This window comes from Allobosea sp. GW822-FHT05A11, from assembly GCF_058800455.1.
The window spans coordinates 127418-153994 of record NZ_JBXAMI010000008.1; the positions used below are offsets into that span (position 1 = coordinate 127418).

Consider the following 26577-nt stretch of genomic DNA (forward strand, 5'->3'; position numbering starts at 1 on the left):
AAAGCAGCAGACTTCTTCCAACTTCAGGAGCACCGCCAGACAGGCTAAGTGCTTGATATTATGGCGAGCCCGGCTGGATTCGAACCAGCGACCAGCAGCTTAGAAGGCTGCTGCTCTATCCATCTGAGCTACGGGCCCGAAAGCGAGGATGTCCCCTCGCCTGTCGGCTTCAATGCGTCCACTGACCGACGCGCGAGAATTTGAAATTATCGGAATAGGACAGTGAACGGCGCTTGGCCTCGTTCGGCTGCTCGACGCGATAGGCGATGCCGTTGCGCGTGGCATAGGCGACGGCTTCGGCCTCGCTGTCGAACCAGAGCTTGAGCTGGCTCTTCATGTCCGACGACGAGGTCCAGCCCATCAGAGGCTCGATCTGGCGCGGCGCCTCCGGCTCGTATTCGAGCAGCCAGCGCTCGGTCTTGGCCGTGCCGGACTGCATGGCCGTGCGGGCCGGGCGATAGATGCGTGCGGTCATGAAAGCGCTCTGCCGTCACCAAACCTGTGCAGTTCGCGACGCGAACCGCTTCCTATACACGCGTGGATTGATGGTCGGGGCACCAGGATTCGAACCTGGGACCCTCTGCTCCCAAAGCAGATGCGCTACCGGGCTGCGCTATACCCCGACGAAGCAATCCAAACGTTGCGGTTCGCTATCATGCCACAGGCGCAACCCGCAAGCGAAAGCCAACCGCAAGGCATTCCGCTTGTGCAGGGACGTGCCGCTGGGAGGCTCAGCGCTTGAACAGGGCGTGCTCGACCTTGTCGCCCGGCTTGATGCCGAGCTGCTTGCTGACGCCGCCATTGATCTCCAGCACCGAGAGCACCGGCTCGCCCGAGGGAATCGTCCGCGTCGAGAGCGGCTCGGTGCGCTCGGCGATGCGCGCGATCGTGCCGTCCGCCCGGATGAACAGCATGTCGAGCGAGATGTAGGTGTTCTGCATCCACATCGCCACCGGCTCGCTCACTGCGAAATCGAACAGCATGCCGCGGTCAGTCGGCATGTAATTGCGGAACATCAGGCCCTTGGCCCGCTGGTCCGGCGTGCGCATGACCTCGACCTGGAAGGCATGGCGCGTGCCGCCGCTGACGATGACGAGCGATTCGAGGCCCGCTCCCCCGGCGGCAGCCGGCTGGCCCTGCGCTTGCAGTCCGGCCGGTGCCAATGCGACCAGCGCCAGCGCGAAGGCGGCGAGAGCGTTTCTGAGGGCATGCATCGCTTTGGGCTCCGTGGCGGCCATGACCTCTTGCGCTCTAGAAGAGGCCGATGGCAAATCTTCGGCAGATGGCCGCCTTCGCCGCCTTTCGGTCAAGCCTTTCGTCATCATATGAATGCGGGATGCCACGCGGCGTCCCCTGACGGCTTTCTTTCGTCATCCGCTTGCGGCAGTTTCGCCGGGCTATTGAAGCAGGAGATATCCATGATCGTTGCGCGCCCTCGTCGGACGACGCACCTCGCCGGCACGGCCCTGGTGGCCGTCCTGATGTCCTTCGCCTCCTCCGCCTGGGCCGCCGATTTCCAGCTCGACAATGTCAGGATCGACCTCGGCAAGCTCGTGATCAACGCGCCGAAGATCGCGATCAAGGGCTCGACACTGGAAAAGGACGCCTTCCTGGCGCTGTTCACCGGCGCCTCCGCCAACGAATCCGCTTCGGCCAGGGCTGCACGCCTGAACGCTGCCGAGATCAGCGCGCCGGAACTGTCGCTGGTGCAGACGGTCGGCGACCAGAAGCAGACCACGGTCTATCGCGACATCCGCCTGACCAATATCCGCGAGGGCAAGATCGGCCATGGCGAATCGGCGAGCGCCAGCATCACCGCCGATGGCGCTGCCACAGGCCCGATGAAGGGCGAATTGAAGCGCACCGCCTTCGACGCCTTCGACCTGCGCCAGATCACGCGCGTGCTGACCGAGAAGGCCGCGCCCGGCGCCAGCGAGGCGATGCTTCCGGTCATCGGGAATTTCGAGCAGGACGGCTACAACCTGGACATGGGCAAGGCCGGCAAGATGTCGCTCGGCAAGACGACGGCGCGCGGCTTTGCCGCCAGGGTCGGCCCCGAGCCGCTCCTCGACGTGGTCTCGCGCCTGGCCAAGGCGAGCGAGGAAGTCGAGCGCAAGCAGGACGACAAGGAGACCGACGCCGACAAGCCGCCGGCCAAGACCGAGGCCGAACGGCAGCTCGGCCTTTCGATGCTCGCGCTCTTCGACATGTTCGAATACGGCAGCGGCGAGGCCCGCGATCTCGTCATGACGGTGAGCCCGCCGCCGAAGGCCAGCGCCAAGGTCGACGCGGTCGACATGCGGATCGCCCGCATGGCCTTCGGCGAGAACACCCCGGCGAAATCCGGCTTCGCCATGGAAGGCTTCCAGTTCCGCTCGGGCGAAGCCAAGGGCGGCATCGATTCGATCGCCTATTCCGGCTTCGCCTTCGGCTCCGTCATCCGCGAGTTGCGGGCGGCGCTGGCCGAACCGGACAAGCCGATGGACGAGATCGATTTCCGCCGCTTCATCCCGACGCTCGGCACGGTGCGTCTCGCCGGCATCTCGATCGACGCACCGGCGATCATCACCGGCAAGGAGCCGGTCAAGATCTCGCTCGGCACCTTCGAGATCAAGGCGGGCGAGCAGCTCAACGGCATCCCGACCAGCCTCGCGCTGACGATCGACAAACTCGTCACTCCGGTCTCCGAGGCGACCGGCAACCCGGCGGCCAAGGACATGATCGCGATGGGCATCCGCTCGCTCGATCTCTCGGCCAAGCTTGATCTCGCCTGGGAAGCGGCGAAGAACGAGATCGCCATCCGCACGCTCTCCTTCGGCAGCGCCGGCCTTGCCCAGATCGAGGCCTCCGGCACGCTCGGCAACGTCACCAAGGACCTGTTCGCCAGCGACCTCGCCCTCGCCCAGGTGGCCGCGCTCGGCGCCACCGCCCGCAACCTGCAGGTCAAGCTGCAGAATTTCGGGCTGGTCGAGAAGCTGATCGAGAACGAGGCGCGCAAGTCCAAGCGCAAGGTCGAGGACGTCCGCCAGCAATTCACGATGGTCGCGAGCCTCGGGCTGGCCGCCATTCTCGGCCCCTCCGACGGAGCCAAGGCCGTGGCAGGCGCCGCCTCCCGCTTCGTCGCCAAGCCCGGCACCCTGACGGTCTCCGCCAACGCCAAGTCGGCGACGGGGCTGGGCCTTGCGGACGTCATCACCATGACGGAGCCGACGGAGATCTTCGAGAAGATCGATCTCAAGGCCGATGCGCAGTGAAGAACAGGGTGTGATCGCGCCCGAGGACAGCGACTGGCGTCCGTCAGGCCTTCAGGCCTGGTGGGCAGGCCTGCCGCAGGTTCCCCGTGGCTGGCTGCGCAAGCGGCTGAACCCCGACAACCAGACCCGGCTGCACCTCGCGAAGCTCGTCGCGCGGCGGCCGGGGCAATTCACCGTCTGCCCCTATACCTATGGCCGCCCGAAGGTGCGCTTCCCCGAGAGCGGCGCCCGGCTCGTGATCGGGCGCTACGGCTCCATCGCGGATGGCGTCGAGATCCTGCTCGGCGGCAATCACCGGCTCGACTGGGCGACGACCTACCCCTTCCCCGCCCTACCCCGGCTCTGGCCGCAGGCAGCGGGAATGACCGGCCATGACACGACTCGCGGCGATGTCGTCATCGGCCACGATGTCTGGCTCGGATCGCAATGCATGGTGATGTCGGGCGTGACGATCGGCCATGGCGCCGTGGTGGCGGCGCGCGCGGTCGTCACGCGCGACGTGCCGCCCTATGCGATCGTCGCCGGAAACCCGGCACGGGTCGTCAGGTTGCGCTTCGACGAGGCCCGGATCGCATCCTTGCTCGAAACCGCCTGGTGGAACCGTCCCCGCGCCGAGATCGAGCCTCTGATCCCGCTCCTGCTCTCCGAGCGGTTCGACGAATTGCTGGAAGCGCTCAGGAAGCGCCCATCAATCGGCGCTTGAGCCCAAGCGCCGGCTTCTCGATCAGGTACCAGGACAGCGCCGCGACGACGACCGTCGCCGCGAGCGACGGCCAGAGCAGCGCCACCGCGCCGAGCGACGGGGAGAGCGCGTGCAGGGCCTGCTGCACCGGCCAGCCATAAAGATAGACGCCATAGGAGAGATCGGCCGCTGGCTCGACCGAGCGCCGCGTCAGGGCCGGCGCCAGCGCCAGCACGAGGACGCCCCAGGCCGTGACGAGATAGAGCGCCGCCTTGTAGAGCGGCGTGAAGGACAGGGGTACCAACGCCAAGAGAGCCACAGCCAGCAGCGGCAGCGAAAGCGGCACCTTCTCGCAATAGAGATAGACGACGCCACCGGCGAGGAAGATCAGGGGCAGGCGCAAAGCCGTCTCGGTGCCTTTGGACCCATGCGGCGCCATAACCTCGCGCAGGACGACGGCGAGGGTCAGCGCCAGCATTGCGGCCAGCGCGAGGCGCGGCCGTGCCAGAAGCCCGGCGAGGCCGGCAGCCAGCACGCCGAGATAGCACAAGGTCTCGTATTTCAGCGTCCAGACCGTTCCCAGCGGGAACGGCAGCGGATTGCCTTCGAAGACGCCCGGCAGCGCCGCAGCGCTCTTGAAGGTGGTCAGCGTGCCCGTGATGAAGCGCCACAAACGCGGGTCGCTGAAATAGGCGGATCGGTCGAGCGTCGTCATCAGCCCGCCCAGCACGAGCGCCACGACCAGGGTTGCCGCGATCAGCCCCGGCGCGATTCGCAGAAAGCGCGCGACGACATAGTCGCGCCAGCCGCGCCGGACGAAGCTCATCGTCACCAGGAAACCGGAGATCGCGAAGAAGCCGTTGACGGCGTGCTCGCCCAGCGTGAACCCGGTCGTCTGGAACCAAGGCTCCTGCTCCACCCGCCCATCGGTCACGCTGAAGGCATGCGACACCACGACGGCAAGCGCCATCACCAGCCGAAGCAGGCCGAAATTGTTATGCGGGTTGGCGAGCGCCTCTGCGACCGTGGGCCGGCTCATGGCATTTCCCTCAGCCCTTCATGCGCCAATGCCGTCTCGCCGCGCCGCCAGGCGCGGGCACCCGCAGCCGAGCCCGCATGTGCAAACATCTTCTCGCGCCTGAGCAGCAGCCCGTAGCCCGCTGCCTTGCCGATATTCTCCAGCAGGCGGATCGGCCGCGGCCCGGCCAGCCCGTATTTCCGGGCGATGTAATGCTCGGACCACGCGAGATGCCAGCGTGCCTTGAAGCGCCGTTGCGGCGACGACGCCGTCGAACGGCCCCGGCCATGCCGCGCCTCCGCTTCATGAACATGGACGAGGGCATGGCCGGCATCGCGCATGCGCCGGCACAGGTCATCGTCCTCATAGAACAGGAAGATCGCCGGATCGAAGCCGCCGAGCTTGATGAACAGCTCCCGCCGGATCAGCAAGCAGGCCCCCGACAGGAAAGGCAGGCAGGCATCGCCCTCCGGGATCGCCATCGTGCCGGAGCGATTGAGATGCGGTGGCGAGAGCAGCGAGCGCGGCTGCAGGAAGATGCGGCCGGACGGCTCGACGATACGCGGCGCCAGCATCCCGGCATCGGGATAGCGCTCCGCCGCCGCCAGCAACGCCGCAGCGGCGCCGCGGCCGAGTTCGAGATCTGGATTGACGATCAACACATAGGGCGTCTCGGCTGCCGCGATGCCGATATTGTTGGCCCGGCCATAGCCCTCGTTGTGGGCATTCGCGATCACGCGCGCGCCATTCGCCGTGGCGATCGCGCGGCTGTCGTCCCCGCTGGCATTGTCGACGACGATAGCCCCCACGCCCTCCCCGGCCAGCGCATCGAGGCAAGCGGGCAGGACCTCGGCGCTGTCATAGCTGACGACGATGGCGGTGATGGCGGCGGCGGGCATTGCGGCCTTGTGGCCTTGTCGCGGTGCTCGAAGCAAGCGATTTCAGCGGCGGGCGAGCGTACCGATCTCGTCCTTGATCCGCTCGCGCTCGGCACTCTCGCAGCGATGCGGCGCCTTGTAGGACTTCACCGCGTAGCCGGCATTGGCCGCGATGAAGCGTTGCCGATCCCGTCCGTCGAGGCGCGCGATGATGCGGTGGCGATCGACGCGCAGGCCGCAATCATAGGCGCGCGAGACCGTCGCGGCGGCATACTCCACCGTGCCCGGCATCGGCCCGGCAACCGTGCAGGCGCCGAGCGCCGCAAGCAGAACCGCCGCCGCGGCGGGTTTCAGGATCGAAGGCATCGGCATTGCGGGGCTCAGAGCGTGTTGAAATCCCCGGCCCGGATGCGGCCCATCCGTGCCTTGAGTTCTGCCCGCTCTTCGGCCGTGCAGGCCTGCGGTCGCACACCCTGATTGACCATCTCGGCCTCGGAGACGCCGATATAGGCCGCACGCGCCGCCGCGATCTGCTGATCGTCGGCGCCGCGCGCTTTTTCAGCCGCGAGGAAGCGGTCGAGCGTCGTGCGCTGCGGCGAGCCCGCCTTGCAGGTGATGGCGCGCGACACCGTCGTCGCCAGCGCCGAAGCGCGCCCGCTGCTGCTCTCGCCATGGGCGACGCAGGCGCCGAGCAGCGGCGTCAGGAGGCAGGCAAGCGAGAGGGCTCGCCCGGCAGGCAGGGAAGGCATGGGGTCAGCCGTTCTTCTCGGGCGGATTGACGCGCAGATGCGCCTCGCGCAGCTGCTTGGGCGAGGCTTCCGCCGGGGCGCCCATCAAGAGATCGACAGCCTGCTGGTTCATCGGGAACAGAGCGACCTCGCGCAGGTTCGTGGCGCCAGCCAGCAGCATGATGATGCGGTCGACGCCGGCAGCCATGCCGCCATGCGGCGGCGCGCCGTACTGGAAGGCGCGATACATGCCGCCGAAGCGCTCGATCACCGTCTCCTCGCCATAACCAGCGATCTCGAACGCCTTCACCATCGCCTCGGGACGGTGGTTGCGGATGCCGCCGGAGGCGAGTTCGAAGCCGTTGCAGGCGATGTCGTACTGGAAAGCCTTGAGCGAGAGCGGGTCTTCCTCGGTCAGCGCCTTCAGGCCGCCCTGCGGCATCGAGAAGGGGTTGTGCGAGAAATCGACCTTCTTCTCGTCCTCGTTGTACTCGAACATCGGGAAGTCGACGATCCAGGCGAAGGCATAGGCGTTCTCGTCGATCAGCCCGAGATCCTGGCCGACCTTGTTACGGGCGCTGCCGGCGAACTTGTAGAACTTGTCCGGATCGCCCGCGACGAAGAAGCAGGCATCGCCGCCCTTCAGGCCCATCTGCTTGATGATCGCGGCGACGCGCTCCGGGCCGATATTGTTGGCGATCGGCCCCTGGCCCTCGCCGTCTTCCTTGACCATCAGGTAGCCGAGGCCCGGCTGGCCCTCGCCCTGCGCCCAGGAGTTCATCCGGTCGCAGAAGGCACGCGAGCCACCCTTGGGCCCAGGGATAGCCCAGACGCGGTTCTTCTCGCCTTCCAGAATGCGCGCGAAGACCTTGAAGCCCGAGCCGCGGAAAGGCTCGGAGACGTCCTGCATGATCAGCGGGTTGCGCAGGTCCGGCTTGTCGGAGCCGTATTTGGCGATCGCCTCGGCATAGGGAATGCGCGGCCAGTTGCGGGCGACCGTCTTGCCCTCGGCGAACTCCTCGAAGACGCCGGTGATGACCGGCTCCATCGTCGCGAACACGTCCTCCTGCTCGACGAAGCTCATCTCGACGTCGAGCTGGTAGAACTCGCCCGGCAGACGGTCGGCGCGCGGGTCCTCGTCGCGGAAGCAGGGCGCGATCTGGAAGTAGCGGTCGAAGCCCGCCATCATCAGGAGCTGCTTGTACTGCTGCGGCGCCTGCGGCAGCGCGTAGAACTTGCCGGCATGCAGGCGGCTCGGCACCAGGAAGTCGCGCGCGCCTTCCGGCGAGGAGGCCGTCAGGATCGGCGTCTGGAACTCGGAGAAGCCCGAATCCTTCATGCGGCGGCGCATCGAGTCGATGACCTTGGTGCGCAGCATGATGTTGTTGTGCAGCTTCTCGCGACGCAGGTCGAGGAAGCGGTACTTGAGGCGGGTATCCTCGGGATATTCGAGATCGCCGAAAACCGGCAGCGGCAGTTCCGCCGACGGGCCGAGCACCTCGATCGCCGTCGCGAAGACCTCGACCGCACCGGTCGGCAGGTTGGCGTTCTCGGTGCCTTCGAGGCGGGCCTTGACCTTGCCGTCGATGCGCACGACCCATTCCGAGCGCAGCGTCTCGGCATCCGCGAAGGCCGGCGAATCAGGATCGATCACCACCTGGGTCATGCCGTAATGGTCGCGCAGATCGATGAAGAGCACGCCGCCATGGTCGCGGATGCGATGGCACCAGCCGGACAGGCGCACATTCTGGCCGATATCGCTGTCACGGAGTGCGCCACAGGTATGGGAACGATAGCGATGCAGGGTCACGGGATCGGTCTTTCGGAAATACGTCAAAGGCCGGTCCGTAGGACCAGCCGCAGCTTGCGGCTAAGCACACGCGCGCGCCCGAAATGTCAAGAACGGCCGCGACATCCGGTAGGCGCACTGCTAGCCTCGCATAGAGGTATCCGGACAGCGCGTGGAAGAGTCGACATGGTCCGATTAGCGATAATGAAGCCGCTGGCGCCGCTTTCTCTCGCCGCCATGCTGCTCGCCGGCGCGGATGCCTCCGCGCAGGCACAAGATCGTGGCAATGCCTACAGCGCGGGCCTGAACATCGCACGCAAGCGCAGCTACGCCCACCCGGGCTGCTTCGCCAGCGTTTTCGCAAGGCACGCGAGGCCACATCCGGATGGTCGCCGGAACCATTGGGTCGCGAGCGCCGGACGCGCCTATCAGGGTGAACTGTGGAGCCAATGCGGCATCAGTCGCTGACAGCTTCGAGACTCGACGAAAGCCTGCTTCCTCCGCTAAGCCGAAGCCATGCATCTCATTTCCGATACCGCCGCGCTCTCCGCCGCCTGCGACCGCCTCGCGACCCACCCCTTCGTCACGGTCGACACCGAGTTCCTGCGCGAGACCACCTATTACCCGAAGCTGTGCCTGATCCAGCTCGCCTCGCCGGACGAGGCGGTGCTGGTCGACCCGCTCTCGCCCGATCTCGACCTCGCCCCCTTCTTCGGGCTGATGGTCAACGACGCCGTCGTGAAGGTCTTCCACGCCGCCCGGCAGGACCTCGAAATCGTCTGGCTGCTCGGGCGTGTCTTGCCGACGCCGCTCTTCGATACGCAGGTCGCGGCCATGGTCTGCGGCTATGGCGACTCGGTCGGCTACGAACAGCTCGCCAACGACCTCGCCAAGGCGCGCATAGACAAGTCCTCGCGCTTCACCGACTGGTCGCGCCGTCCCCTCAACGAGGCCCAACTCGTCTATGCCGAGGCCGACGTCACTCATCTGCGCGACATCTACCTCGCCCTGAAGGCCGATCTCGACGCCAGCGGCCGCGAGAGCTGGGTCGCCGAGGAAATGTCCGTGCTGACCTCGCCGGGGACCTATGAGGTCAAGCCGGAGAATGCCTGGCTGCGCCTCAAGGGCCGCATCCGCAAGCCGCGCGAACTGCCGAACCTGATGGAGATCGCCGCCTGGCGCGAGCGCGAGGCGCAGACCCGTGACGTGCCGCGCCAGCGCGTGCTCAAGGACGACGCGCTGATGGATATCGTCCAGCGCGGTCCGCGCTCGGTCGAGGCTCTGGCGGAGCTGCGCTCCGTCCCCAACGGCTTCGAACGCTCGCGCAACGGCGCCGAGGTCCTTGCCGCGATCGAGCGCGCTGCCGCCATCGATCCGAAGACCCTGCCCCGGCTGGAGCGCGAGCGCGGCCGGCCGACCAGCGCCGCCGTGCTCGACCTGCTCAAGGTGCTGCTCAAGGCGGTCGCCGATGCCGAGCGCGTCGCGCCCAAGATCATCGCCTCCACCGACGATCTCGAGGCGATCGCCTCCGATGATCTTGCCGAGGTGCCGGCCCTGCAAGGCTGGCGTCGCACCGTCTTCGGCGAGAAGGCATTGGCGCTCAAGGACGGCTCGCTCAGCCTGCGCATCCAGCGCGGCCGGGTGGTCGTGGGCTGAAATCAGGCGGGGCGCTGGCTACCCGACCCGGACCATCGAGCGGCGGCGGTCCTGAATCGCATTCTGAAGAACCACGTTTACGCGGCTGACAGGATTCGCGTTCTCGTGAATTCTCACCCGCTGCCGTAGCTTTTCACCAGCGATCCCGCGACCAGCCCCCAGCCGTCGACCAGCACGAAGAAGATCAGCTTGAACGGCAGCGCCACCGTCACCGGCGGCAGCATCATCATGCCCACCGACATCAGGATCGAGGCGACGACGAGGTCGATGATCAGGAAGGGTACGAAGAGCAGGAAGCCGATCTCGAAGGCCCGGCGCAGTTCAGAGATCATGAAGGCCGGTACCAGGACCTCGACCCCGACATCCTGCGGCTGCTGCGGGCGCGGCGCCTGCGACATGTCGAGGAACAGCTCCAGGTCCTTCTCCCTGACATGCTTGAGCATGAAGGTCTTGAACGGGACGACGCCGCGGTTATAGGCCTCCTGCGGCTGGATCTGGCCCGCGACGAGCGGCTGGACGGCCGTCGTGTAGGCCTCGCGCAGTGTCGGCGCCATGACGAAGCCGGTCAGGAACAGCGACAGCCCGAGGATCACCGCGTTCGGCGGCGCGGTCTGCGTGCCCAGCGCCGAGCGCAGCAGCGACAGCACCACGACGATCCGGGTGAACGACGTCACCATGATCAGGATCGACGGCGCCAGCGACAGGACCGTGATGACGGCGATGAGCTGCAGCGCCCGTTCCGCCACGCCACCACCCTGCCCGAGATCGAGCGACAGCGTCTGCGGCAGCGCCGGCATCGTCTGAAGCGCGAGCAGCAGCGCGGCCGCCGCCAGGGTGCGCCCGCTTCGAAACCGTCTCGTTCGTCCGCCGATGAAATTCACGCGCGCCGCCACTGCCCGACTCAAGCGACCGGGCGCACCGAGGCTACCGATGCGAAAACGCCGCGCAACCGATGCGCGGCGTCGATGAGCCGGGATGGCCGAGTATCCTGTTGATGGTCGGCCGCCTTCGGGCTGCCGACCTCCAGCCTGCTGCTTGCCGCCTCAGGATTTGGCCTTGGGATCGCGGCCGAGCAGCCGGGCGAATTCGGCTTCGATCGCGTCGACCGAGAAGGGATCGATCTCCTTTGCAGCCGGCTCGGCCGGCTTTTCCGGCTCGGGCTGTGCCTTCGGGCTCTCGGCCGGGGCCGGCTCGTCCACGCTGGCGACACGGCTCCGCTCCGCGGGAGCGGGCTCCTCCTCGCCGATCGATTCGGATTCGGGCGCCGGTTCCGGCTCCGGATGATGCATCTCGGCCGGCTTGGCCTCGAATGGCCGGGGCTCGGGCGCTTTCGAAAGGGGACGATCCAGCGTCAGCCCGAGTGCCGCGGCAAGCTCGGCCTCGACATCGCTCGGAATCGGCTTCTGGCGCGGCGCAGCGTCCGGCTCGGGCTCCGGCACGATCTCGGGCTCGGGGGCCGGCGGCTCGACCACGGGCGCTGCCGCTTCCGCCGGCGGCGCTTCGTCCTCGACGACAGGCGCCGGGAAAAGCTTCTCTGCCGGAACAGGGGGTTCCACGGCCGGCGCCGCACTCTCGGCCGGCGCCTCGCCGCCGAGATTGGCCGGGCGCACGGCGGAGAAGGGCCGCTTCAGCGCCTCCTCGAGCTGGCGCGTCATGTCGTCGAGCTCGCCGGGGCTGACGGCGGGCTGCGGCGCATGTTCGCGTGCAAAGCTGGGCGCGGGTCCGGTGGTGACGGGCGGCGCCGGCATCGCAGGTATCACCGGCTTGGCAGCGGCCGAAACCGCCTCGGCGGCTGCAACGCCCAGAGCGGCGGCAACACCTGCCGAGGCAACGGTTGCAGCCGCAGGGGTCGGCGCCGCCGGCTCGACCGGGAATGAAGCCGGACGGGTCGGCAAAGGCGGCAGCAGCTCCGGCCCTTCGGGAGCATAACCGGCGCGGCGCGCCTCATCCCCCGCCCGCATCGCAGGCTCGCTCGGAGGCACCAGCGTCTCGAACGGCGGCAGCGGCCGATCCGCCGTGGCGGTGTCGACATAGGCCGGCGCCGCAGCGCGACCGCCGCTGCGCAGGATATTGGTCTCGACCACGACATCCGACGCGCCGCCGATCATCACCAGGTGCTCGATATTGTCCCGCCGGATCAGGACGAGCTGGCGCTGGCGATCGAGGTCGTAGGTATCGACCACGCCGAGACGGGGCTGGCGCTGCCGCCCCCCGGCCTGGCCGCGCAGCCGAAGCCGCCCGCCCTGGATCTGCCGCACGAACAGGCCCAGCAGGGCGAGCAGCACGAGAATAACGACAGAGGCGACGATCACCTTCTGCGCGGTGGAGAGTTCCAATCCGAACAAGCTCTGCAAGGTCTGCCTCTTACGCGACGGCCGCCCGGACGGCCGTTAAGTCCCGCCCATGGTTGAACACCTTGGCTATAGCATAACGCTTTCGCTATCGGGAAACATGGTGAACGTGTGGTTAACCACACCTGCGAAACACCGCTCCTTAACCGGATATTAACCATGCACCCGGCAGGATTTGCCGAGTGAACCGGCCTCGCCGGTGGCGAAAACGGGGAGCGGGAGCCATGGCGAATGACGGCTTGAACGTCAGCGGCGGCCTGATGCAGGCGCTGAAACTGCGCATGCACTACCAGCAGTCGCGCCAGAAGATCCTCGCCGAGAACGTCGCCAATGCCGACAGCCCCGGCTTCCGCCCGGTCGACCTCAAGCCGCCGAGCGTCGATCCGGCGCGCGCCGGCGTGGCGCTCGCCCAGACCAATGCCGGCCATATGAGCCTGACCAGCACCAATGGCGGCTTCGACGGCACCGGTGCCCCGCGCTTCGAGACCACGCCCAACGGCAACGCGGTGAACCTCGAGGACGAGATGCTCAAGGTCGCGCAGAACCAGTCGGACTACCAGCTCGCCGCCTCGCTCTACAGCAAGGGCCTCGGCCTGATGAAGATCGCGATCGGGAAAGGGCGCTGATCATGGACCTGATCAAGAGCATCGCCGTCGCCGCTTCAGGCCTGCGCAGCCAGTCGGGGCGCATGCGCGTCATCTCCGAGAACATCGCCAACGCCGATTCCGGCCCGGAGCGCGCCGGCGCCGAGCCCTACCGGCGCAAGGTCCCGACTTTCCAGCGCCATTTCGACCGCACGCTCGACGCCCAGCTCGTCGCGCTCGGCAAGGTCCAGCGCGACCAGAGCGCCTTCAGGGTCAAGCACGATCCGGGCAACCCCGCAGCCGACGCCAAAGGCGACGTGCAGATGCCGAACGTCAATTCGCTGGTCGAGATGGTCGACATGCGCGAGGCCCAGCGCAGCTACGAGGCCAATCTCAACCTGATCTCTTCGACGCGCCGGATGATCCAGCGCACCATCGACATCCTGCGCGCCTGAACCGCCCGGCGACCGAAACAAACACTCCAGAAGGGGACTAGACCGCCATGGCCACTCCGGGTTTCGCCGCAGGCGCCTATGCCTCCATCCAGGGGATGGGCGCCGGCAATCTGATGCGCAAGCCGCTCGCCACGGGCGCAGCGGAAGCGGGCGGGCCGGATTTCTCCGCCCTGCTCGGCAAAGCGCTCGACGCCACCGCCACTGCGGGGCGTGAGGCCGATGCGCAGACCGCGAGTGTCGCCGGCGGGCGGGCCGACATCGTCAATGTCGTGACGGCGGTGGCCGAGAGCGAGGCCGCGATCGAGACCCTGGTCGCCGTGCGCGACCGGGTCATCGCGGCCTATGAGGAAATCATGCGGATGCCGGTCTGACGGCGACAGGATCGGACGAGCATTATGACTTCCGGAGCCATTCTCGACATCGCCCGCGACGGCATCGTCGTCTTCCTCAAGGTCGGCGGCCCGCTGATGCTGATCGCGCTCGCGGTCGGCCTCATCGTCTCGCTGGTGCAGGCGCTGACGCAGATCCAGGAACAGACGCTGGTCTTCGTGCCGAAGATCATCGCCGTCTTTGCCGGATTGCTGCTGTTTCTTCCGTTCATGGGAAGCGCGCTGGCGGGTTATATGGGGCGAGTCGCCGCCCGAATCGCCACGGGCGGATGAGCCCGTCGCGCCTGCTGCCGGCCTTGGCCGGCGCGGGGCCGCGGCGCCCGTCCTGGCGTGCAAGTCCTTGGCGTGAAGGTCCCCGCGGCACGATGCAGATCGCGATCCTGCCAGAGATCAGCGCCCTTTTCGTGCTCGTCTTCGCGCGGGTCGGCACGCTCGTCATGCTAATGCCCGGCATCGGCGAACGCTTCATCTTCTCACGGGCGCGACTGTCGCTCGCCTTCTTCATCGCCCTGATGATCGTGCCCGTCGCCCGGCCTTCCCTGCGCGTGCCCGGCGACGTCTCCGGCGTCGTCACCCTGCTCGTCGGCGAATTGCTGATCGGCCTCGTCATCGGGCTCTGCGCCCGGCTGGTGATGGCCTGCCTGCAGACCGCCGGCACGCTCGTCGCGCAGACCATGGGGCTGGGCTTCGCCATGACCGTCGATCCGACCGGCGGCATGCAGAATCCCTCGATCGGCAACTTCCTGACGATGCTCGGCATCACGCTGATCCTGACCACGGACCTGCACCACATCGCCATCGCCGCGATCCATGAGAGCTATCGCCTGCTGCCGCCGGGCGGCGCCGTCGACATGACCGACGTGATGGCGCTGGCGATCCGCTCGACGGCGCGCGGCTTCGCCCTGGCGATCCAGATCTCGGCGCCCTTTCTCGTCTTCGGCCTGCTGTTCAATCTCGGCCTCGGCGTGCTCGCGCGGATGATGCCGCAATTGCAGGTCTTCTTCCTCGCCGTGCCGGCCTCGATCATGGGCGGCATGCTCGTCATGCTCGTCGTGCTCGGCGTGATGATGAGCGTCTTCATCGACGACCTCGGCGCCTTCCTCCGTCAGTTCACCGGCTGAGGGGGCACAATGTCCGAGGAAGCCGAAAACGAAGACAGAACAGAAGACCCGACCCAGCGAAAGCTGGACGAAGCCACCGAGAAAGGCGACGTCCCCAAATCGCAGGAGATAGGGACCTTCTTCGTGCTCTGCGGCTTCACGCTCGCCTTGATGGTGGCTGCCGGCTGGTCTGCCCGCGAGGCGATGCTGTCCTTGCGCTCCTTCCTGATGAACGCGCATCAGGTCCCATCCGACGGCGCCTCGTTCATGCAGGTCACGCAGCGCGGCGTGCTCACCGGCTTCATGGCGCTGGGCCTGCCTTTCGCCTTCATCCTCTGCGCCGGCCTCGCCGGCGCGATGCTCCAGCACAAGCCGCTCTGGACCTTCGAGCCGCTGATGCCGAAGTTCAACCGGATCTCGCCGATGGCCGGCGCCAAGCGGCTCTTCGGCAAGGAGGCCTGGGTCAACTTCGCCAAGGGCCTGGCCAAGACGACGCTGATCGGCGTCGTGGTCTGGTACACGCTCTGGGGCCAGCACGACCGGCTCGAAGGCTTCGCGCAGATGAGCGTCGAGGCGCTGATGCCGGCGACGCTGTCTCTCGCCATCCAGCTGATGGGTGCGGTGCTTGCCCTTTTCGCCATCATTGCCATCGGCGATTTCGGCTGGCAGCGCTTCTCCTGGTACCAGCGCCAGAAGATGACGAAGCAGGAGATGAAGGACGAGTTCAAGAACTCGGAGGGCAATCCCGAGGTCAAGGCGAAGCTGCGCCAGATCCGCGCCAGCCGCGTCCGCAAGCGCATGATGGCGGCCGTGCCCAAGGCGACGGTGATCATCACCAACCCGACCCACTTCGCCGTCGCCCTGCAATACGAGCCCGGCATGGCGGCGCCGCTCTGCCTCGCCAAGGGCGTCGACACCATGGCCCTGAAGATCCGCGAGGTCGCCGGCGAGCACCGCGTGCCGATCATCGAGAACCCGCCTTTGGCGCGTGCGCTTTACGCCACGGTCGACATCGACGAAGAAATTCCTGTCGAACACTATCAGGCCGTCGCCGAAGTCATCGGATACGTCTTGCGCCTGAAGGGTCGGCGCGCCTAACTCGGCAGGGATGCGAAGGAAGGATGGCCGCGGAGTTTCCGCAGCGGCCCCAAGCGAACGGACTCCACCGCAATGAGCGGCACCACGGCGACCAATACGATCGATCGCTCCGACAAGCCCGGCCATATCGGGATCATCCTGTTCGTGGCCGCCCTGCTTGTGGGCGCAGCGATCGCGCTCGGCTTCCTCGCCAATGAATGGGCGCAGCCGCTGATCCTCGGCCTGCTGGCCCTGCTCTCGGTCGTCGGCGTCTTCGGGCTCTTCGCCTTCGCCATCGGACTCGTGCAGTTTTCCGGCCGCGCCGCCCGCAACGACCTGACCAAGGCTGTCGTCGACGGCGCCGATGACGGCATCGTGGTGACCGAGAGCGAAAACGAGATCGTCTATGCCAACGAGGCCTATCTCGCGCTGGCGGGCGCGACCGGCGCCAACGACCTCAAGCCCGTCGGCCGCCTGCTGACCGGCCGCGCCGACGTCTCCGAAGCGATCTACCGGCTCGCCACCGCCGCCCGCGAGCATCGCCGCCTGGTCGAGGAAGTCCGCCTTGAGCCCGCCCTGAACGGGCGCAGCGAGGTCGGCTGGTACCGCGTCCGGGTCTCGCCCGTCCGCCGCGAGACCTCGACCGCGACGCTCTGGTCCGTCGCCGACATCACGCCCGACCGCGAGCGCCAGGAAAACGCCTTCCAGGAGCTCCAGCACGCGATCGACTATCTCGACCATGCCCCGGCCGGGTTCATCTCGATCGATGCCGATGGCGAGATCTCCTATCTCAACGCGACGCTCTCCGGCTGGCTCGATTTCGATCTCGCCCGCTTCGGCTCCGGCGGCCTGCATCTCGACGATGTCTGCACGCCCTCCGCCGCCGCCCTGCTCCAGGCGATCCGCGGCCAGCCCGGCGATGTCCGCGTCGAAGTTCTCGATGTCGACCTGAAGCGCCGCAACGGCGCGCCCCTGCCCGTGCGCCTGCACCATCAGGTTGCCTTCGGGCAGGATGGCCGCGCCGGCCCCTCGCGCACCCTCGTGCTCAACCGCACGGCCGGCGAGGCCGGCTCCGATGGCGGCAGCGACGCCGAGGTCCGCTTCGCCCGCTTCTTCCATTCGACGCCGATGGCGATCGCCACCATCGACGAGGCCGGCGCCATCCTGCATTCCAACGCCGCCTTCGCCCGCCTGATCCCGGCGGGCCTGCGGCCGCAGACCATCCACGACCTCGTCGCCTCCGGTGCCGGCCTCGATGCGGCGCTAGCCGAGGTGGTGGCCGGGCGCTCGGGTGGCGCCCCGCTCGATCTGGCGCTCGCCGGCGAGGATGGCCGCTCGGCCAAGCTCTACCTCACCCCGGTCGCCGGCACCGAAGGCGGCGACGGCGAGCGCGCCATCGTCTACGCGCTGGAGACCACGGCCGAGCGCAAGCTGCGCGACAACATGGACCAGGCCGGCAAGATGCAGGCGGTCGGCCAGCTCGCCGGCGGCATCGCGCACGACTTCAACAACGTGCTGCAGGTCATCATCAACGCCTCCGAGTTCCTGCTGGCGAGCCACCGGCCGACCGACCCGTCCTTCCCGGACATCATGCAGATCAAGCAGAACGCCTACCGTGCCGCGGCGCTGGTGCGGCAACTGCTCGCCTTCTCGCGCCGCCAGACGCTGCGCCCGCAGGTGCTGGAGCTCGGCGAGGTGCTCTCCGATCTCTCGCTGATGCTGAAGCGCGTCGTCGCCGACAAGGTCACGCTCGATGTCCGCCAGGGCCGCGACCTCTGGCCGGTCAAGGCCGATCTCGGCCAGCTCGAACAGGTCATCGTCAACCTCGCCGTCAATGCCCGTGACGCGATGCCGGATGGCGGCAAGCTCGCGGTGCGCACCCGCAACGTCACCCGCGAGGACTGCGCCTCCTTCGGCCAGGACGCCCTGCCCGCCGACGACTACGTCCTGCTGGAGGTCGAGGACAGCGGCACCGGCATCCCGCAGGAATATCTCGACAAGATCTTCGAGCCCTTCTTCACCACCAAGGAGGTCGGCAAGGGCACCGGCCTCGGCCTCTCGATGGTCTATGGCATCGTCAAGCAGACCGGCGGCTATGTCTTCGTCGACTCGACCATCGGCAAGGGCACGAATTTCCGCATCTTCCTGCCGCGCCATGTCCCGAGCCAGGAGGATATCGCCGCCGAGGCCGCGGCCAAGGAAGCGCCGAAGAAGCTCGCCGCCGATCATACCGGCGCCGGCGTCATCCTGCTGGTCGAGGACGAGGATGCGGTCCGCGCGCTCAACGCCCGCATGCTGGTCTCGCGCGGCTATACCGTCCACGAGGCAGCCTCGGGCGTCGAGGCGCTCGACCTCTTCCTGCAGAACGACGGCAAGATCGACCTCATCGTCTCCGACGTGGTGATGCCGGAGATGGACGGCCCGACGCTGCTCGGCGAACTCCGCAAGCGCAACCCGGACACCAAGGTCGTCTTCGTCTCCGGCTATGCCGAGGAGGCCTTCCGCAAGAACCTGCCCGAGGGGGAGGAATTCCACTTCCTGCCCAAGCCCTTCACGATGAAGCAACTCGTCGAGACGGTGAAGGCGGCGATGGGCTGAGGCCGACGGCGCCCGCATTCGGGCGCCATACTCCGCTGTGGCCGCCCTGCCCGTGACAGCTCCTGACACCCCTCCTGACAGAAACTGACACCGAGAACAAAAAAAGAACTTGCGAACAAGAACAAAGCGTGACCATCCTCATGTCAAGACGCATTGAGATGTCCCCGTCGCCCTGCCATAAGGAGCCCGAACCGTGAATCAGGCGAATCTCAAACTCGTGGAAGGCTCCTCGATGGACAAGGCCAAGGCGCTCGATGCAGCGCTCTCCCAGATCGAACGCGCCTTCGGCAAGGGCTCGATCATGCGGCTCGGCAAGAACTCGCCGTCGATCGAGATCGAGACGATTTCCACGGGTTCGCTCGGGCTCGACATCGCGCTGGGCGTCGGCGGCCTGCCCAAGGGCCGCATCGTCGAGATCTACGGACCGGAATCCTCCGGCAAGACCACGCTGGCGCTGCACACCATCGCCGAGGCCCAGAAGAAGGGTGGCGTCTGCGCTTTCGTCGATGCCGAGCACGCGCTCGATCCGGTCTATGCTCGCAAGCTCGGCGTCAATCTCGACGACCTGCTGATCTCGCAGCCCGATACCGGCGAGCAGGCGCTCGAGATCACCGATACCCTCGTCCGCTCCGGCGCCATCGACGTGCTGGTCATCGACTCCGTCGCCGCGCTCACGCCCCGCGCCGAGATCGAGGGCGAGATGGGCGATGTCCAGCCCGGCCTGCAGGCCCGCCTGATGAGCCAGGCCCTGCGCAAGCTCACCGCCTCGATCTCGCGCTCGAACTGCATGGTCATCTTCATCAACCAGATCCGCATGAAGATCGGCGTGATGTACGGTTCCCCGGAGACTACCACCGGCGGCAACGCACTGAAGTTCTACGCCTCCGTGCGCCTCGATATCCGCCGCGTCTCGACGCTGAAGGAGCGCGACGAGGCGACCGGCAACCAGGTCCGCGTCAAGGTCGTCAAGAACAAGGTCGCGCCGCCCTTCAAGCAGGTCGAGTTCGACATCATGTTCGGCGAGGGCATCTCGAAGGTCGGCGAACTGATCGATCTCGGCGTCAAGGCCGGCATGGTCGAGAAGGCTGGCGCCTGGTTCTCCTTCGACAGCCAGCGCCTCGGCCAGGGCCGCGAGAACGCCAAGACCTTCCTCAAGAACAACCCTGACCTGGCCTCCAAGATCGAGGCCACGATCCGGCAGAATTCCGGCCTCGTCGCGGACCGCATCCTCGATCAGGCGGACCCGACCGCGGACGATCTCGACGAAGGCGAGGCCTGATCACGGCCTGTACTGTCCCGGACGAAGACGCGGGCGGCCTTCGGGCCGCCCTTTTCGTTTGCGGATAAGGCCTTGCCCGGTGTGCGCTGCGTCAAGCTTTCTGGACAGCGGCAAGCCGCCTGACTAGAACCGGTCCTTCCTGCCGGGCGCGCCCGGCCTCCTGCCCCAGATCAGAGCGCAAAAGAGCGATGAGCGGCGTCAACGATATCCGGTCGACCTTCCTCGACTACTTCAAGTCCCAGGGCCACGAGATCGTGCCGTCGAGCCCGCTCGTGCCGCGCAACGACCCGACGCTGATGTTCGCCAATTCGGGCATGGTGCAGTTCAAGAACGTCTTCACCGGCCAGGAGAAGCGCCCGTATTCGCGTGCCACCACCGCCCAGAAATGCGTCCGTGCCGGCGGCAAGCACAACGACCTCGACAATGTCGGCTATACCGCGCGCCATCACACCTTCTTCGAGATGCTGGGGAATTTCTCCTTCGGCGACTATTTCAAGGAACAGGCGATCCATCACGCCTGGACGCTGGTCACCCGCGAATTCGGCCTGCCCAAGGACAAGCTGACGGTCACCGTCTACTCCGAGGACGACGAGGCGCACGCTCTCTGGAAGAAGATCGCCGGCCTGACCGACGACAAGATCATCCGCATCGCGACCTCGGATAATTTCTGGCGCATGGGCGATACCGGTCCCTGCGGCCCCTGCTCCGAGATCTTCTACGACCATGGCGACCATATCTGGGGCGGCCCGCCCGGCTCGGCCGAGGAGGATGGCGATCGCTTCATCGAGATCTGGAATCTCGTGTTCATGCAGTACGAGGAGGCCGCGGGTGGCGTCCGCACCAACCTGCCTCGCCCCTCGATTGATACCGGCATGGGGCTGGAGCGCATCGCCGCCGTGCTCCAGGGCACGCATGACAACTACAATATCGACCTCTTCCGCGCCCTGATCACGGCCATCGCCGACCTGACCTCGGTCGATCCGGACGGGCCGATGAAGGCGAGCCACCGCGTCATCGCCGACCATCTGCGCTGCTCGGCCTTCCTGATCGCCGACGGCGTGCTGCCGTCGAACGAGGGCCGCGGCTATGTGCTGCGCCGGATCATGCGTCGCGGCATGCGCCATGCGCAGCTCCTCGGTGCCAAGGAGCCGCTGCTTCACAAGCTCGTCCCGGCGCTGACCCGCGAGATGGGCCGCGCCTATCCCGAACTGCTGCGTGCCGAAGCGCTGATCACCGAGACGCTGAAGCTGGAGGAGACCCGCTTCCGCACCACGCTGGCGCGTGGCCTCACCCTGCTCGACGACGCCTCGAAGGACCTGACCGCCGGCCAGAGCCTCAAGGGCGACGTCGCCTTCACGCTCTACGACACCTACGGCTTCCCGCTCGACCTGACGCAGGATGCGCTGCGCGCCCGCGAGATCACGGTCGATACCGAGGGCTTCGATGCCGCCATGCAGCAGCAGAAGGCCAAGGCGCGCGCCGCCTGGGCCGGCACAGGCGAGGCCGCGACCGAGGCGCTCTGGTTCCCGCTGCGCGACAAGGTCGGCGCCACCGAGTTCCTCGGCTACGACACCGAGATTGCCGAGGGCGTGGTCACCGCGCTGATCCGCGACAATGCCGAGGTCCCCGCGCTGAAGGCCGGCGAGAGCGGTTTCATGCTGGTCAACCAGACGCCGTTCTACGGCGAATCCGGCGGCCAGGTCGGCGATGCCGGCCTGGCGAAGGCGCCGGGGGCGCTGGTCGAGGTTTCCGACGTCCAGAAGAAGCTCGGCGACGTCTTCGCCCACAGCATCACGGTCAAGGAAGGCGAGTTGAAGCTCGGCGCCGCTGTCGAGCTCGTCGTCGACCATGAGCGCCGTTCCGCGATCCGCGCCAACCACTCGGCGACGCATCTGCTGCACGAAGCGCTGCGCCTCGTCCTCGGCGACCATGTCGCGCAGAAGGGCTCGTTGGTCTCGGCCGATCGCCTGCGCTTCGACTTCTCGCATCCCAAACCGATCAGCGCCGAGGAACTGCGCGAGGTCGAGGAGATCGCCAACGCGATCGTCCTCCAGAATGAGCCGGTCACGACCCGCCTGATGAGCGTCGACGAGGCGATCGCCTCCGGCGCGCGCGCTCTCTTCGGCGAGAAATACGGCGACGAGGTCCGCGTCGTCGCGATGGGCACCAACCCGGCCGGCCGCGCCTATTCGGTCGAGCTCTGCGGTGGCACCCATGCCGCGCGCACCGGCGATATCGGTCTCGTCAGCATCGTCGGCGAAGGTGCCGTCGCGGCCGGCGTGCGCCGCCTCGAAGCCATGACCGGCAACGGAGCGCGCCTGCGCCTCAACGAGGAATCGCGCCTGCTCGACGGGCTCGCGAGCCTGCTCAAGGTCCCCGCCGCCGAGGCCGGCAACCGCCTGGCCGCGCTGATCGAGGAACGCCGCAAACTCGATCGCGAACTGACCGAGGCCCGCAAGAAGCTCGCCATGGGCGGCGGCGGCGCAGCCGAGGACCCGATCCAGGAGATCGCCGGCGCCAGGCTGCTGGCGCGCGCCGTCACCGGCATCGAGATGAAAGACCTGAAGAGCCTCGCCGACGAGGCCAAGACGCGCGTCGGCTCCGGTGTCGTCGCGATCGTCGGCGTCGCCGATGACGGCAAGGCCGGCGTCGTCGTCGGCGTCACGCCGGACCTGACCGAGCGTTTCGACGCGGTCGCACTGGTCCGCGCGGCCTCCGAGCAGCTCGGCGGCAAGGGCGGCGGCGGCCGCCGCGACATGGCCCAGGCCGGCGGGCCGGACGGCAGCAAGGCGCAAGCCGCGCTCGACGCCGTCGCCGCTGCGATGGGCTGATGGCGACGGGGAAGAATGGCGCCTGCACAGGCGCCCTCTCCCGCCGCATGCTCTTGATCGCGGTCGGCCTCTGGCCGGCTGCTGCCGTAGGCCAGAAGCAGCAGAAGCCCGCACCGGGCTCATCGCAGCCGTCGCTTTCCGCGGCGCGGACCATCGTCGCCGGCGCGCCGCTCAGCGTCTTCCTCACCCGCATGCCGCAAGGCGCGCGCCTCGCCATCGCGCGCCCGGATGACCCGGCGGACAAGGCGATCGTCGTCGTCGAGCCCAGGACCACGGTGCCGGCTCTCCCCACCCCCGGCGCTGTTGGGACTTACGAACTGCGCCTGACGGTGGAAAAGGCCGGCGCGCCCACGATCCTGCTGCGCCAGCCGCTCGCGACGACAGAGCCGAGTGCGACGCTGGCTGCGCCCGAGCGTGTCGGCCGCGGCCAGGGCGTGCCGGTGCGCGGCATCGGCCCCAATGGCGAGCAGGACCGCGTGATACTGGTGAAGCCGGACGCGCCGGCCGACACGGACGGCCCGCGCTTCTTCCCCGCGGAGAATGTCGAGGCGACGCTGGAGGCGCCGGACCAGCCGGGTGTCTATGAATTGCGCTACATCCTGCATGCGCCGCTGGCGGAACATCGCATCCTGGCGCGGCGGCCGGTCAGGGTGGAATGACCGGACATATCGCGATGCGGCTTGAGCGAAACCGCCCCGCCGCCTGACCTGCCCCCTTCAGTCACTTCCTTGCGACTATGCCGAGGCCGCCCCCAACAGGCCGAAAGCCATGTTAGGCTGCCCCTGCACCGGCTGCGGGCGTCGCTGAACGAACGTAGCCAAGAGCGAAGAAGACCAGGGAGACCGAACGATGAGCGCAAAATTCGTCACGCTTGCTGCGACCTTCGGATTGCTGGCGCTAACCGGCAGCACCGCCCAGGCTCAGACCTCGGATATGACCTTTTTCATCACGAGCGCTGGCTCCGGCAAGGGCGCGGATCTCGGCGGGCTGGCGGGTGCCGATGCGATTTGCCAGCGCCTCGCCCAGGCGGCCGGCGCCGGCAGCAAGACCTGGCACGCCTATCTGTCGACGCAGGCAGCCGGCAGCACCGCCGCAGTCAATGCGCGCGATCGGATCGGCGCCGGCCCCTGGCGCAATGCCAAGGGTGCGGTGATCGCGAACAGCGTCGCGGACCTGCATGGCGGCGCAGCGAACCTCACCAAGCAGACGGCGCTCACCGAGAAGGGCGAAGCCGTCAACGGCCGCGGCGACACGCCCAACGAGCACGACATCCTGACGGGCTCGCAGCCCGACGGCACAGCCTTCGCCCCGGGCGAGGATCGCACCTGCGGGAACTATACGAAAAGCGGCGCGGAGGGTGCGGTGATGATGGGCCACCATGACCGCACCGGGCTCGACGAGTCGCCACCCGCGAAATCCTGGAACAGCTCACATGCCTCGCGCGGCGGCTGCAGCCAGGACGCACTGAAAAGCACGGGCGGCGCCGGGCGCCTTTACTGCTTCGCCGTCAATTGACCTGATCGCGCAGCGACGGGCAGGTTCAAGTCAAGACGTCCTGCCATTACCGTTGATGAAAAAAGCCCGGCCTTTCGGCCGGGCTTCTCATTCCACGCAATGATGCGCCCTAAATCAGGCGGCCATCGCCTTGCGCATGTTGTCGCTGACCTTCTCGAGGAAGCCGGTGGTCGAGAGCCACTTCTGCTCGGCGCCGACCAGCAGGGCGAGGTCCTTGGTCATGTCGCCGGCCTCGACGGTGTCGACCGTGACCTTTTCCAGAAGCGAAGCGAACTTGGCGAGCTCGGCATTGTTGTCGAGCTTGGCGCGGTGCGCGAGGCCACGGGTCCAGGCGAAGATCGAGGCGATCGAGTTCGTCGAGGTCTCCTTGCCCTTCTGGTGCTCGCGGTAGTGGCGCGTCACCGTGCCGTGCGCGGCCTCTGCCTCGACGGTCTTGCCGTCCGGCGTCATCAGCACCGAGGTCATCAGGCCGAGCGAGCCGAAGCCCTGCGCCACGGTGTCGGACTGCACGTCGCCGTCGTAGTTCTTGCAGGCCCAGACATAGCCGCCCGACCACTTCATCGCGGAAGCGACCATGTCGTCGATCAAGCGGTGCTCGTAGGTGATGCCGAGCTTGTCGAATTCGGCCTTGAATTCAGCCTGGTAGATCTCCTCGAAGATATCCTTGAAGCGCCCGTCATAGGTCTTGAGGATGGTGTTCTTGGTCGAGAGATAGACCGGGTACTTGCGGATCAGGCCGTAGTTCAGCGAAGCGCGGGCAAAGTCGCGGATCGACTCGTCGAGATTGTACATCGCCATGGCGACGCCGGCCTCGGGGGCCTTGAAGACCTCCTTCTCGATGACGTTGCCGTCCTCGCCGACGAACTTGATCGACAGCGTGCCCTTGCTCGGGAACTTGAAATCGGTGGCGCGGTACTGGTCGCCATAGGCATGGCGGCCGATGACGATCGGCTGGGTCCAGCCGGGAACCAGGCGCGGCACGTTCTTGCAGATGATCGGCTCGCGGAAGATCACGCCGCCGAGGATGTTGCGGATCGTGCCGTTCGGCGACTTCCACATCGACTTCAGGTTGAACTCCTTCACGCGGCCCTCGTCCGGCGTGATGGTGGCGCACTTCACCGCGACGCCATGCCTCTTGGTGGCGTTGGCGGCGTCGATCGTGACCTGGTCGTCGGTCGCGTCGCGGTTCTCGACCGAGAGGTCGTAATAATCGAGCTCGAGATCCAGATACGGGAAGATCAGGGTGTCCTTGATCTTCTGCCAGATGATCCGGGTCATCTCGTCGCCGTCCATGTCGACGACCGGGTTGGCGACCTTGATCTTGCTCATGCGATGACCCCTGTTCTCTCCAGATAGAACGATCCGAAATCGCGGCTTTCGGCCACGATCCACGGCTGGGTCGCTTCCTAGCTCGTTAGAGCCGGCGGGGGAAGCGCGGCTTTCGGGCAATCTTATGCAACAATGATTATGCTGCATTGCCGCAAAATCGGCATCTTCCCGGCCTAGTCTGTTCTGCCGCTCGTCATAGCGACAGGACGAACGACGTGTTCCGTTTCATTCATGACCTCCGCGCCGGTCTTCAGCCGGCCGCGATCCTTCTGGCGGCGACGTTCGGCCCCGCCCTCGCCTCCGCGCCGATCACGGCCGAGGAAGCACCGACCACCCCGCTGCCGGTCCCGCGCGGCGCGCTGATCGATCCCGATGCCGACGTGATGGCGGCTCCGGCACTCGCCGCCGATGACCCCGATGCTCTCGTATTCGATCCGGGGCTGGCCGCGCTCGGCCGGGCGGCAGCGGCGTCCGGCGCCCATCTGCGGGCGCGGGCGCCGATTCCCGTCGACATCATCCGCAAGGGCTTCGCCGCGCGCCAGACCATGACGAGCGCAGCGCAGGATCGCTCCGTCGGCTTCAAGCTCGGGCAGGACATCTTCTCGCTCTCGACCACAATCTTCGACCCGGCGAGCGTCGGTGCGACGCGCGACGCGGAGCTGCGCTGGCGGCTGGGCAAGCCGGCGGTAGCCCAGAAGGGCTTTATCTGGAGCCTCGCGACCGGCGGCGGTGGCTCGCTCTACGGCAATCCCGAACAGACCGGCGAGGCCGTGATCGGCTACCGGCAGGAATTGTTCCCGCATCTCACCCTGACCTCCCAGCTCGCCATGGCCGGCAATTACGTCTTCGCGCCGGGCGACGGCCTCCACACGGCATTCACGCCGGAGATGAAGCTCTCGGTCGATCTCGCCAGGCTCGCCGACCTGCCCTGGCAGACTTCCTTCGATCTGACGCTGGCGCGCAAGGTGCCGCTCGTCGCCAGCGATTTCGAGACGCAGGGCCGGGCCATGCTCTCCTTCAAATACAAGTGGGACTGACCGGCACGGCCGCCATCGCATGGCGGC

At 67.1% G+C, this 26577-nt stretch carries 26 protein-coding genes and 2 tRNA genes; 16 read left to right on the forward strand and 12 right to left on the reverse strand.

What is annotated here, in order from left to right:
- Nucleotides 1-61: 61 nt before the first annotated feature.
- The 4 genes from AC1RLU_RS24660 to AC1RLU_RS24675 form a co-directional block, all read right to left on the reverse strand.
- Nucleotides 62-138, reverse strand: a tRNA-Arg gene (locus tag AC1RLU_RS24660).
- A 31-nt stretch (nucleotides 139-169) separates the two neighbouring features.
- The gene (locus tag AC1RLU_RS24665) at nucleotides 170-475 is read right to left on the reverse strand and encodes an ETC complex I subunit (RefSeq protein ID WP_061966904.1); all 306 of its coding nucleotides are present in this window, start codon (nucleotides 473-475) and stop codon (nucleotides 170-172) included.
- Between the two features lie 71 nt (nucleotides 476-546).
- Nucleotides 547-623 (reverse strand) — tRNA-Pro (locus AC1RLU_RS24670).
- Nucleotides 624-731: 108 nt separating this feature from the next.
- Nucleotides 732-1214: a DUF192 domain-containing protein gene (locus AC1RLU_RS24675; RefSeq protein ID WP_492798751.1), complete on the reverse strand. Its 483-nt coding sequence runs from the start codon at nucleotides 1212-1214 to the stop codon at nucleotides 732-734.
- A 204-nt stretch (nucleotides 1215-1418) separates the two neighbouring features.
- Between AC1RLU_RS24675 and AC1RLU_RS24680 the strand changes: the two genes are divergently transcribed.
- Nucleotides 1419-3254: an aq_1923 C-terminal domain gene (locus AC1RLU_RS24680; RefSeq protein ID WP_492798752.1), complete on the forward strand. Its 1836-nt coding sequence runs from the start codon at nucleotides 1419-1421 to the stop codon at nucleotides 3252-3254.
- Nucleotides 3244-3957: a CatB-related O-acetyltransferase gene (locus AC1RLU_RS24685; protein WP_492798753.1), complete on the forward strand. Its 714-nt coding sequence runs from the start codon at nucleotides 3244-3246 to the stop codon at nucleotides 3955-3957. Before AC1RLU_RS24680 ends, AC1RLU_RS24685 begins: the two co-directional genes overlap by 11 nt.
- On the opposite strand, the gene AC1RLU_RS24690 is transcribed toward AC1RLU_RS24685, so the two are convergent.
- From AC1RLU_RS24690 to aspS, 5 genes are read right to left on the reverse strand one after another with little or no spacing between them, the layout of a single operon-like run.
- On the reverse strand, nucleotides 3929-4975 hold the full coding sequence (locus tag AC1RLU_RS24690) for an acyltransferase family protein (RefSeq protein ID WP_492798754.1): 1047 nt from the start codon (nucleotides 4973-4975) through the stop codon (nucleotides 3929-3931). The genes AC1RLU_RS24685 and AC1RLU_RS24690 overlap by 29 nt on opposite strands.
- The gene (locus AC1RLU_RS24695; protein WP_492798755.1) at nucleotides 4972-5853 is read right to left on the reverse strand and encodes a glycosyltransferase family 2 protein; all 882 of its coding nucleotides are present in this window, start codon (nucleotides 5851-5853) and stop codon (nucleotides 4972-4974) included. Before AC1RLU_RS24695 ends, AC1RLU_RS24690 begins: the two co-directional genes overlap by 4 nt.
- Nucleotides 5854-5895: 42 nt before the next feature.
- Nucleotides 5896-6204: a hypothetical protein gene (locus AC1RLU_RS24700; RefSeq protein ID WP_492798756.1), complete on the reverse strand. Its 309-nt coding sequence runs from the start codon at nucleotides 6202-6204 to the stop codon at nucleotides 5896-5898.
- 8 nt (nucleotides 6205-6212) lie between these two features.
- Nucleotides 6213-6581, reverse strand: a complete 369-nt coding sequence (locus AC1RLU_RS24705; protein ID WP_061966898.1) for a hypothetical protein — start codon at nucleotides 6579-6581, stop codon at nucleotides 6213-6215.
- A gap of 4 nt (nucleotides 6582-6585) precedes the next feature.
- Nucleotides 6586-8364, reverse strand: coding sequence for an aspartate--tRNA ligase (gene aspS / locus AC1RLU_RS24710; RefSeq protein WP_061967270.1), 1779 nt, complete (start codon nucleotides 8362-8364; stop codon nucleotides 6586-6588).
- Between the two features lie 189 nt (nucleotides 8365-8553).
- Here aspS and AC1RLU_RS24715 point away from each other — a divergent pair, with 189 nt between their 5' ends.
- Nucleotides 8554-8817, forward strand: a complete 264-nt coding sequence (locus AC1RLU_RS24715; protein ID WP_492798757.1) for a hypothetical protein — start codon at nucleotides 8554-8556, stop codon at nucleotides 8815-8817.
- A 48-nt stretch (nucleotides 8818-8865) separates the two neighbouring features.
- Nucleotides 8866-10005: a ribonuclease D gene (rnd, locus tag AC1RLU_RS24720; protein ID WP_492798758.1), complete on the forward strand. Its 1140-nt coding sequence runs from the start codon at nucleotides 8866-8868 to the stop codon at nucleotides 10003-10005.
- 113 nt (nucleotides 10006-10118) lie between these two features.
- Here rnd and fliP read toward each other — a convergent pair whose 3' ends face one another.
- Both fliP and AC1RLU_RS24730 read right to left on the reverse strand, forming a co-directional pair.
- The gene (fliP, locus tag AC1RLU_RS24725) at nucleotides 10119-10838 is read right to left on the reverse strand and encodes a flagellar type III secretion system pore protein FliP (RefSeq protein WP_492798797.1); all 720 of its coding nucleotides are present in this window, start codon (nucleotides 10836-10838) and stop codon (nucleotides 10119-10121) included.
- Nucleotides 10839-11048: 210 nt separating this feature from the next.
- Entirely contained in the window at nucleotides 11049-12359 is a 1311-nt protein-coding gene (locus tag AC1RLU_RS24730) for a hypothetical protein (protein WP_492798759.1), read from the reverse strand.
- A gap of 221 nt (nucleotides 12360-12580) precedes the next feature.
- Here AC1RLU_RS24730 and AC1RLU_RS24735 point away from each other — a divergent pair, with 221 nt between their 5' ends.
- From AC1RLU_RS24735 to AC1RLU_RS24785, 11 genes are all read left to right on the forward strand, one after another.
- Nucleotides 12581-12982, forward strand: a complete 402-nt coding sequence (locus AC1RLU_RS24735) for a flagellar basal body protein (RefSeq protein WP_142112461.1) — start codon at nucleotides 12581-12583, stop codon at nucleotides 12980-12982.
- 2 nt (nucleotides 12983-12984) lie between these two features.
- On the forward strand, nucleotides 12985-13395 hold the full coding sequence (gene flgC / locus AC1RLU_RS24740) for a flagellar basal body rod protein FlgC (RefSeq protein WP_061966893.1): 411 nt from the start codon (nucleotides 12985-12987) through the stop codon (nucleotides 13393-13395).
- Nucleotides 13396-13442: 47 nt separating this feature from the next.
- Complete coding sequence (gene fliE / locus AC1RLU_RS24745; RefSeq protein ID WP_091856529.1) at nucleotides 13443-13766, forward strand: flagellar hook-basal body complex protein FliE; 324 nt, start codon at nucleotides 13443-13445, stop codon at nucleotides 13764-13766.
- Between the two features lie 24 nt (nucleotides 13767-13790).
- Entirely contained in the window at nucleotides 13791-14057 is a 267-nt protein-coding gene (fliQ, locus tag AC1RLU_RS24750; RefSeq protein WP_061966891.1) for a flagellar biosynthesis protein FliQ, read from the forward strand.
- Between the two features lie 92 nt (nucleotides 14058-14149).
- Complete coding sequence (fliR, locus tag AC1RLU_RS24755; RefSeq protein WP_061966890.1) at nucleotides 14150-14905, forward strand: flagellar biosynthetic protein FliR; 756 nt, start codon at nucleotides 14150-14152, stop codon at nucleotides 14903-14905.
- Nucleotides 14906-14914: 9 nt separating this feature from the next.
- On the forward strand, nucleotides 14915-15982 hold the full coding sequence (gene flhB, locus AC1RLU_RS24760; RefSeq protein ID WP_061966889.1) for a flagellar biosynthesis protein FlhB: 1068 nt from the start codon (nucleotides 14915-14917) through the stop codon (nucleotides 15980-15982).
- A 72-nt stretch (nucleotides 15983-16054) separates the two neighbouring features.
- Complete coding sequence (cckA, locus tag AC1RLU_RS24765; RefSeq protein WP_492798760.1) at nucleotides 16055-18559, forward strand: cell cycle histidine kinase CckA; 2505 nt, start codon at nucleotides 16055-16057, stop codon at nucleotides 18557-18559.
- A 193-nt stretch (nucleotides 18560-18752) separates the two neighbouring features.
- A complete protein-coding gene (recA, locus tag AC1RLU_RS24770; protein ID WP_492798761.1) occupies nucleotides 18753-19838 on the forward strand; it encodes a recombinase RecA in 1086 nt (361 codons plus the stop codon).
- Between the two features lie 188 nt (nucleotides 19839-20026).
- Nucleotides 20027-22669 carry an alanine--tRNA ligase gene (alaS, locus tag AC1RLU_RS24775; RefSeq protein WP_492798762.1) on the forward strand — a complete coding sequence of 881 codons (2643 nt, stop codon included), beginning with the start codon at nucleotides 20027-20029 and terminating at the stop codon, nucleotides 22667-22669.
- Nucleotides 22669-23328, forward strand: coding sequence for a hypothetical protein (locus AC1RLU_RS24780; protein WP_492798763.1), 660 nt, complete (start codon nucleotides 22669-22671; stop codon nucleotides 23326-23328). The genes alaS and AC1RLU_RS24780 overlap by 1 nt, the downstream gene beginning before the upstream one ends.
- Nucleotides 23329-23518: 190 nt before the next feature.
- Complete coding sequence (locus AC1RLU_RS24785; protein ID WP_492798764.1) at nucleotides 23519-24184, forward strand: hypothetical protein; 666 nt, start codon at nucleotides 23519-23521, stop codon at nucleotides 24182-24184.
- Nucleotides 24185-24298: 114 nt separating this feature from the next.
- Here the strand turns inward: AC1RLU_RS24785 and AC1RLU_RS24790 are convergent, their stop codons facing one another.
- Nucleotides 24299-25513 carry an NADP-dependent isocitrate dehydrogenase gene (locus AC1RLU_RS24790; protein ID WP_492798765.1) on the reverse strand — a complete coding sequence of 405 codons (1215 nt, stop codon included), beginning with the start codon at nucleotides 25511-25513 and terminating at the stop codon, nucleotides 24299-24301.
- A 215-nt stretch (nucleotides 25514-25728) separates the two neighbouring features.
- Here AC1RLU_RS24790 and AC1RLU_RS24795 point away from each other — a divergent pair, with 215 nt between their 5' ends.
- Nucleotides 25729-26550, forward strand: coding sequence for a hypothetical protein (locus AC1RLU_RS24795; RefSeq protein ID WP_492798766.1), 822 nt, complete (start codon nucleotides 25729-25731; stop codon nucleotides 26548-26550).
- Nucleotides 26551-26577 lie beyond the last annotated feature (27 nt).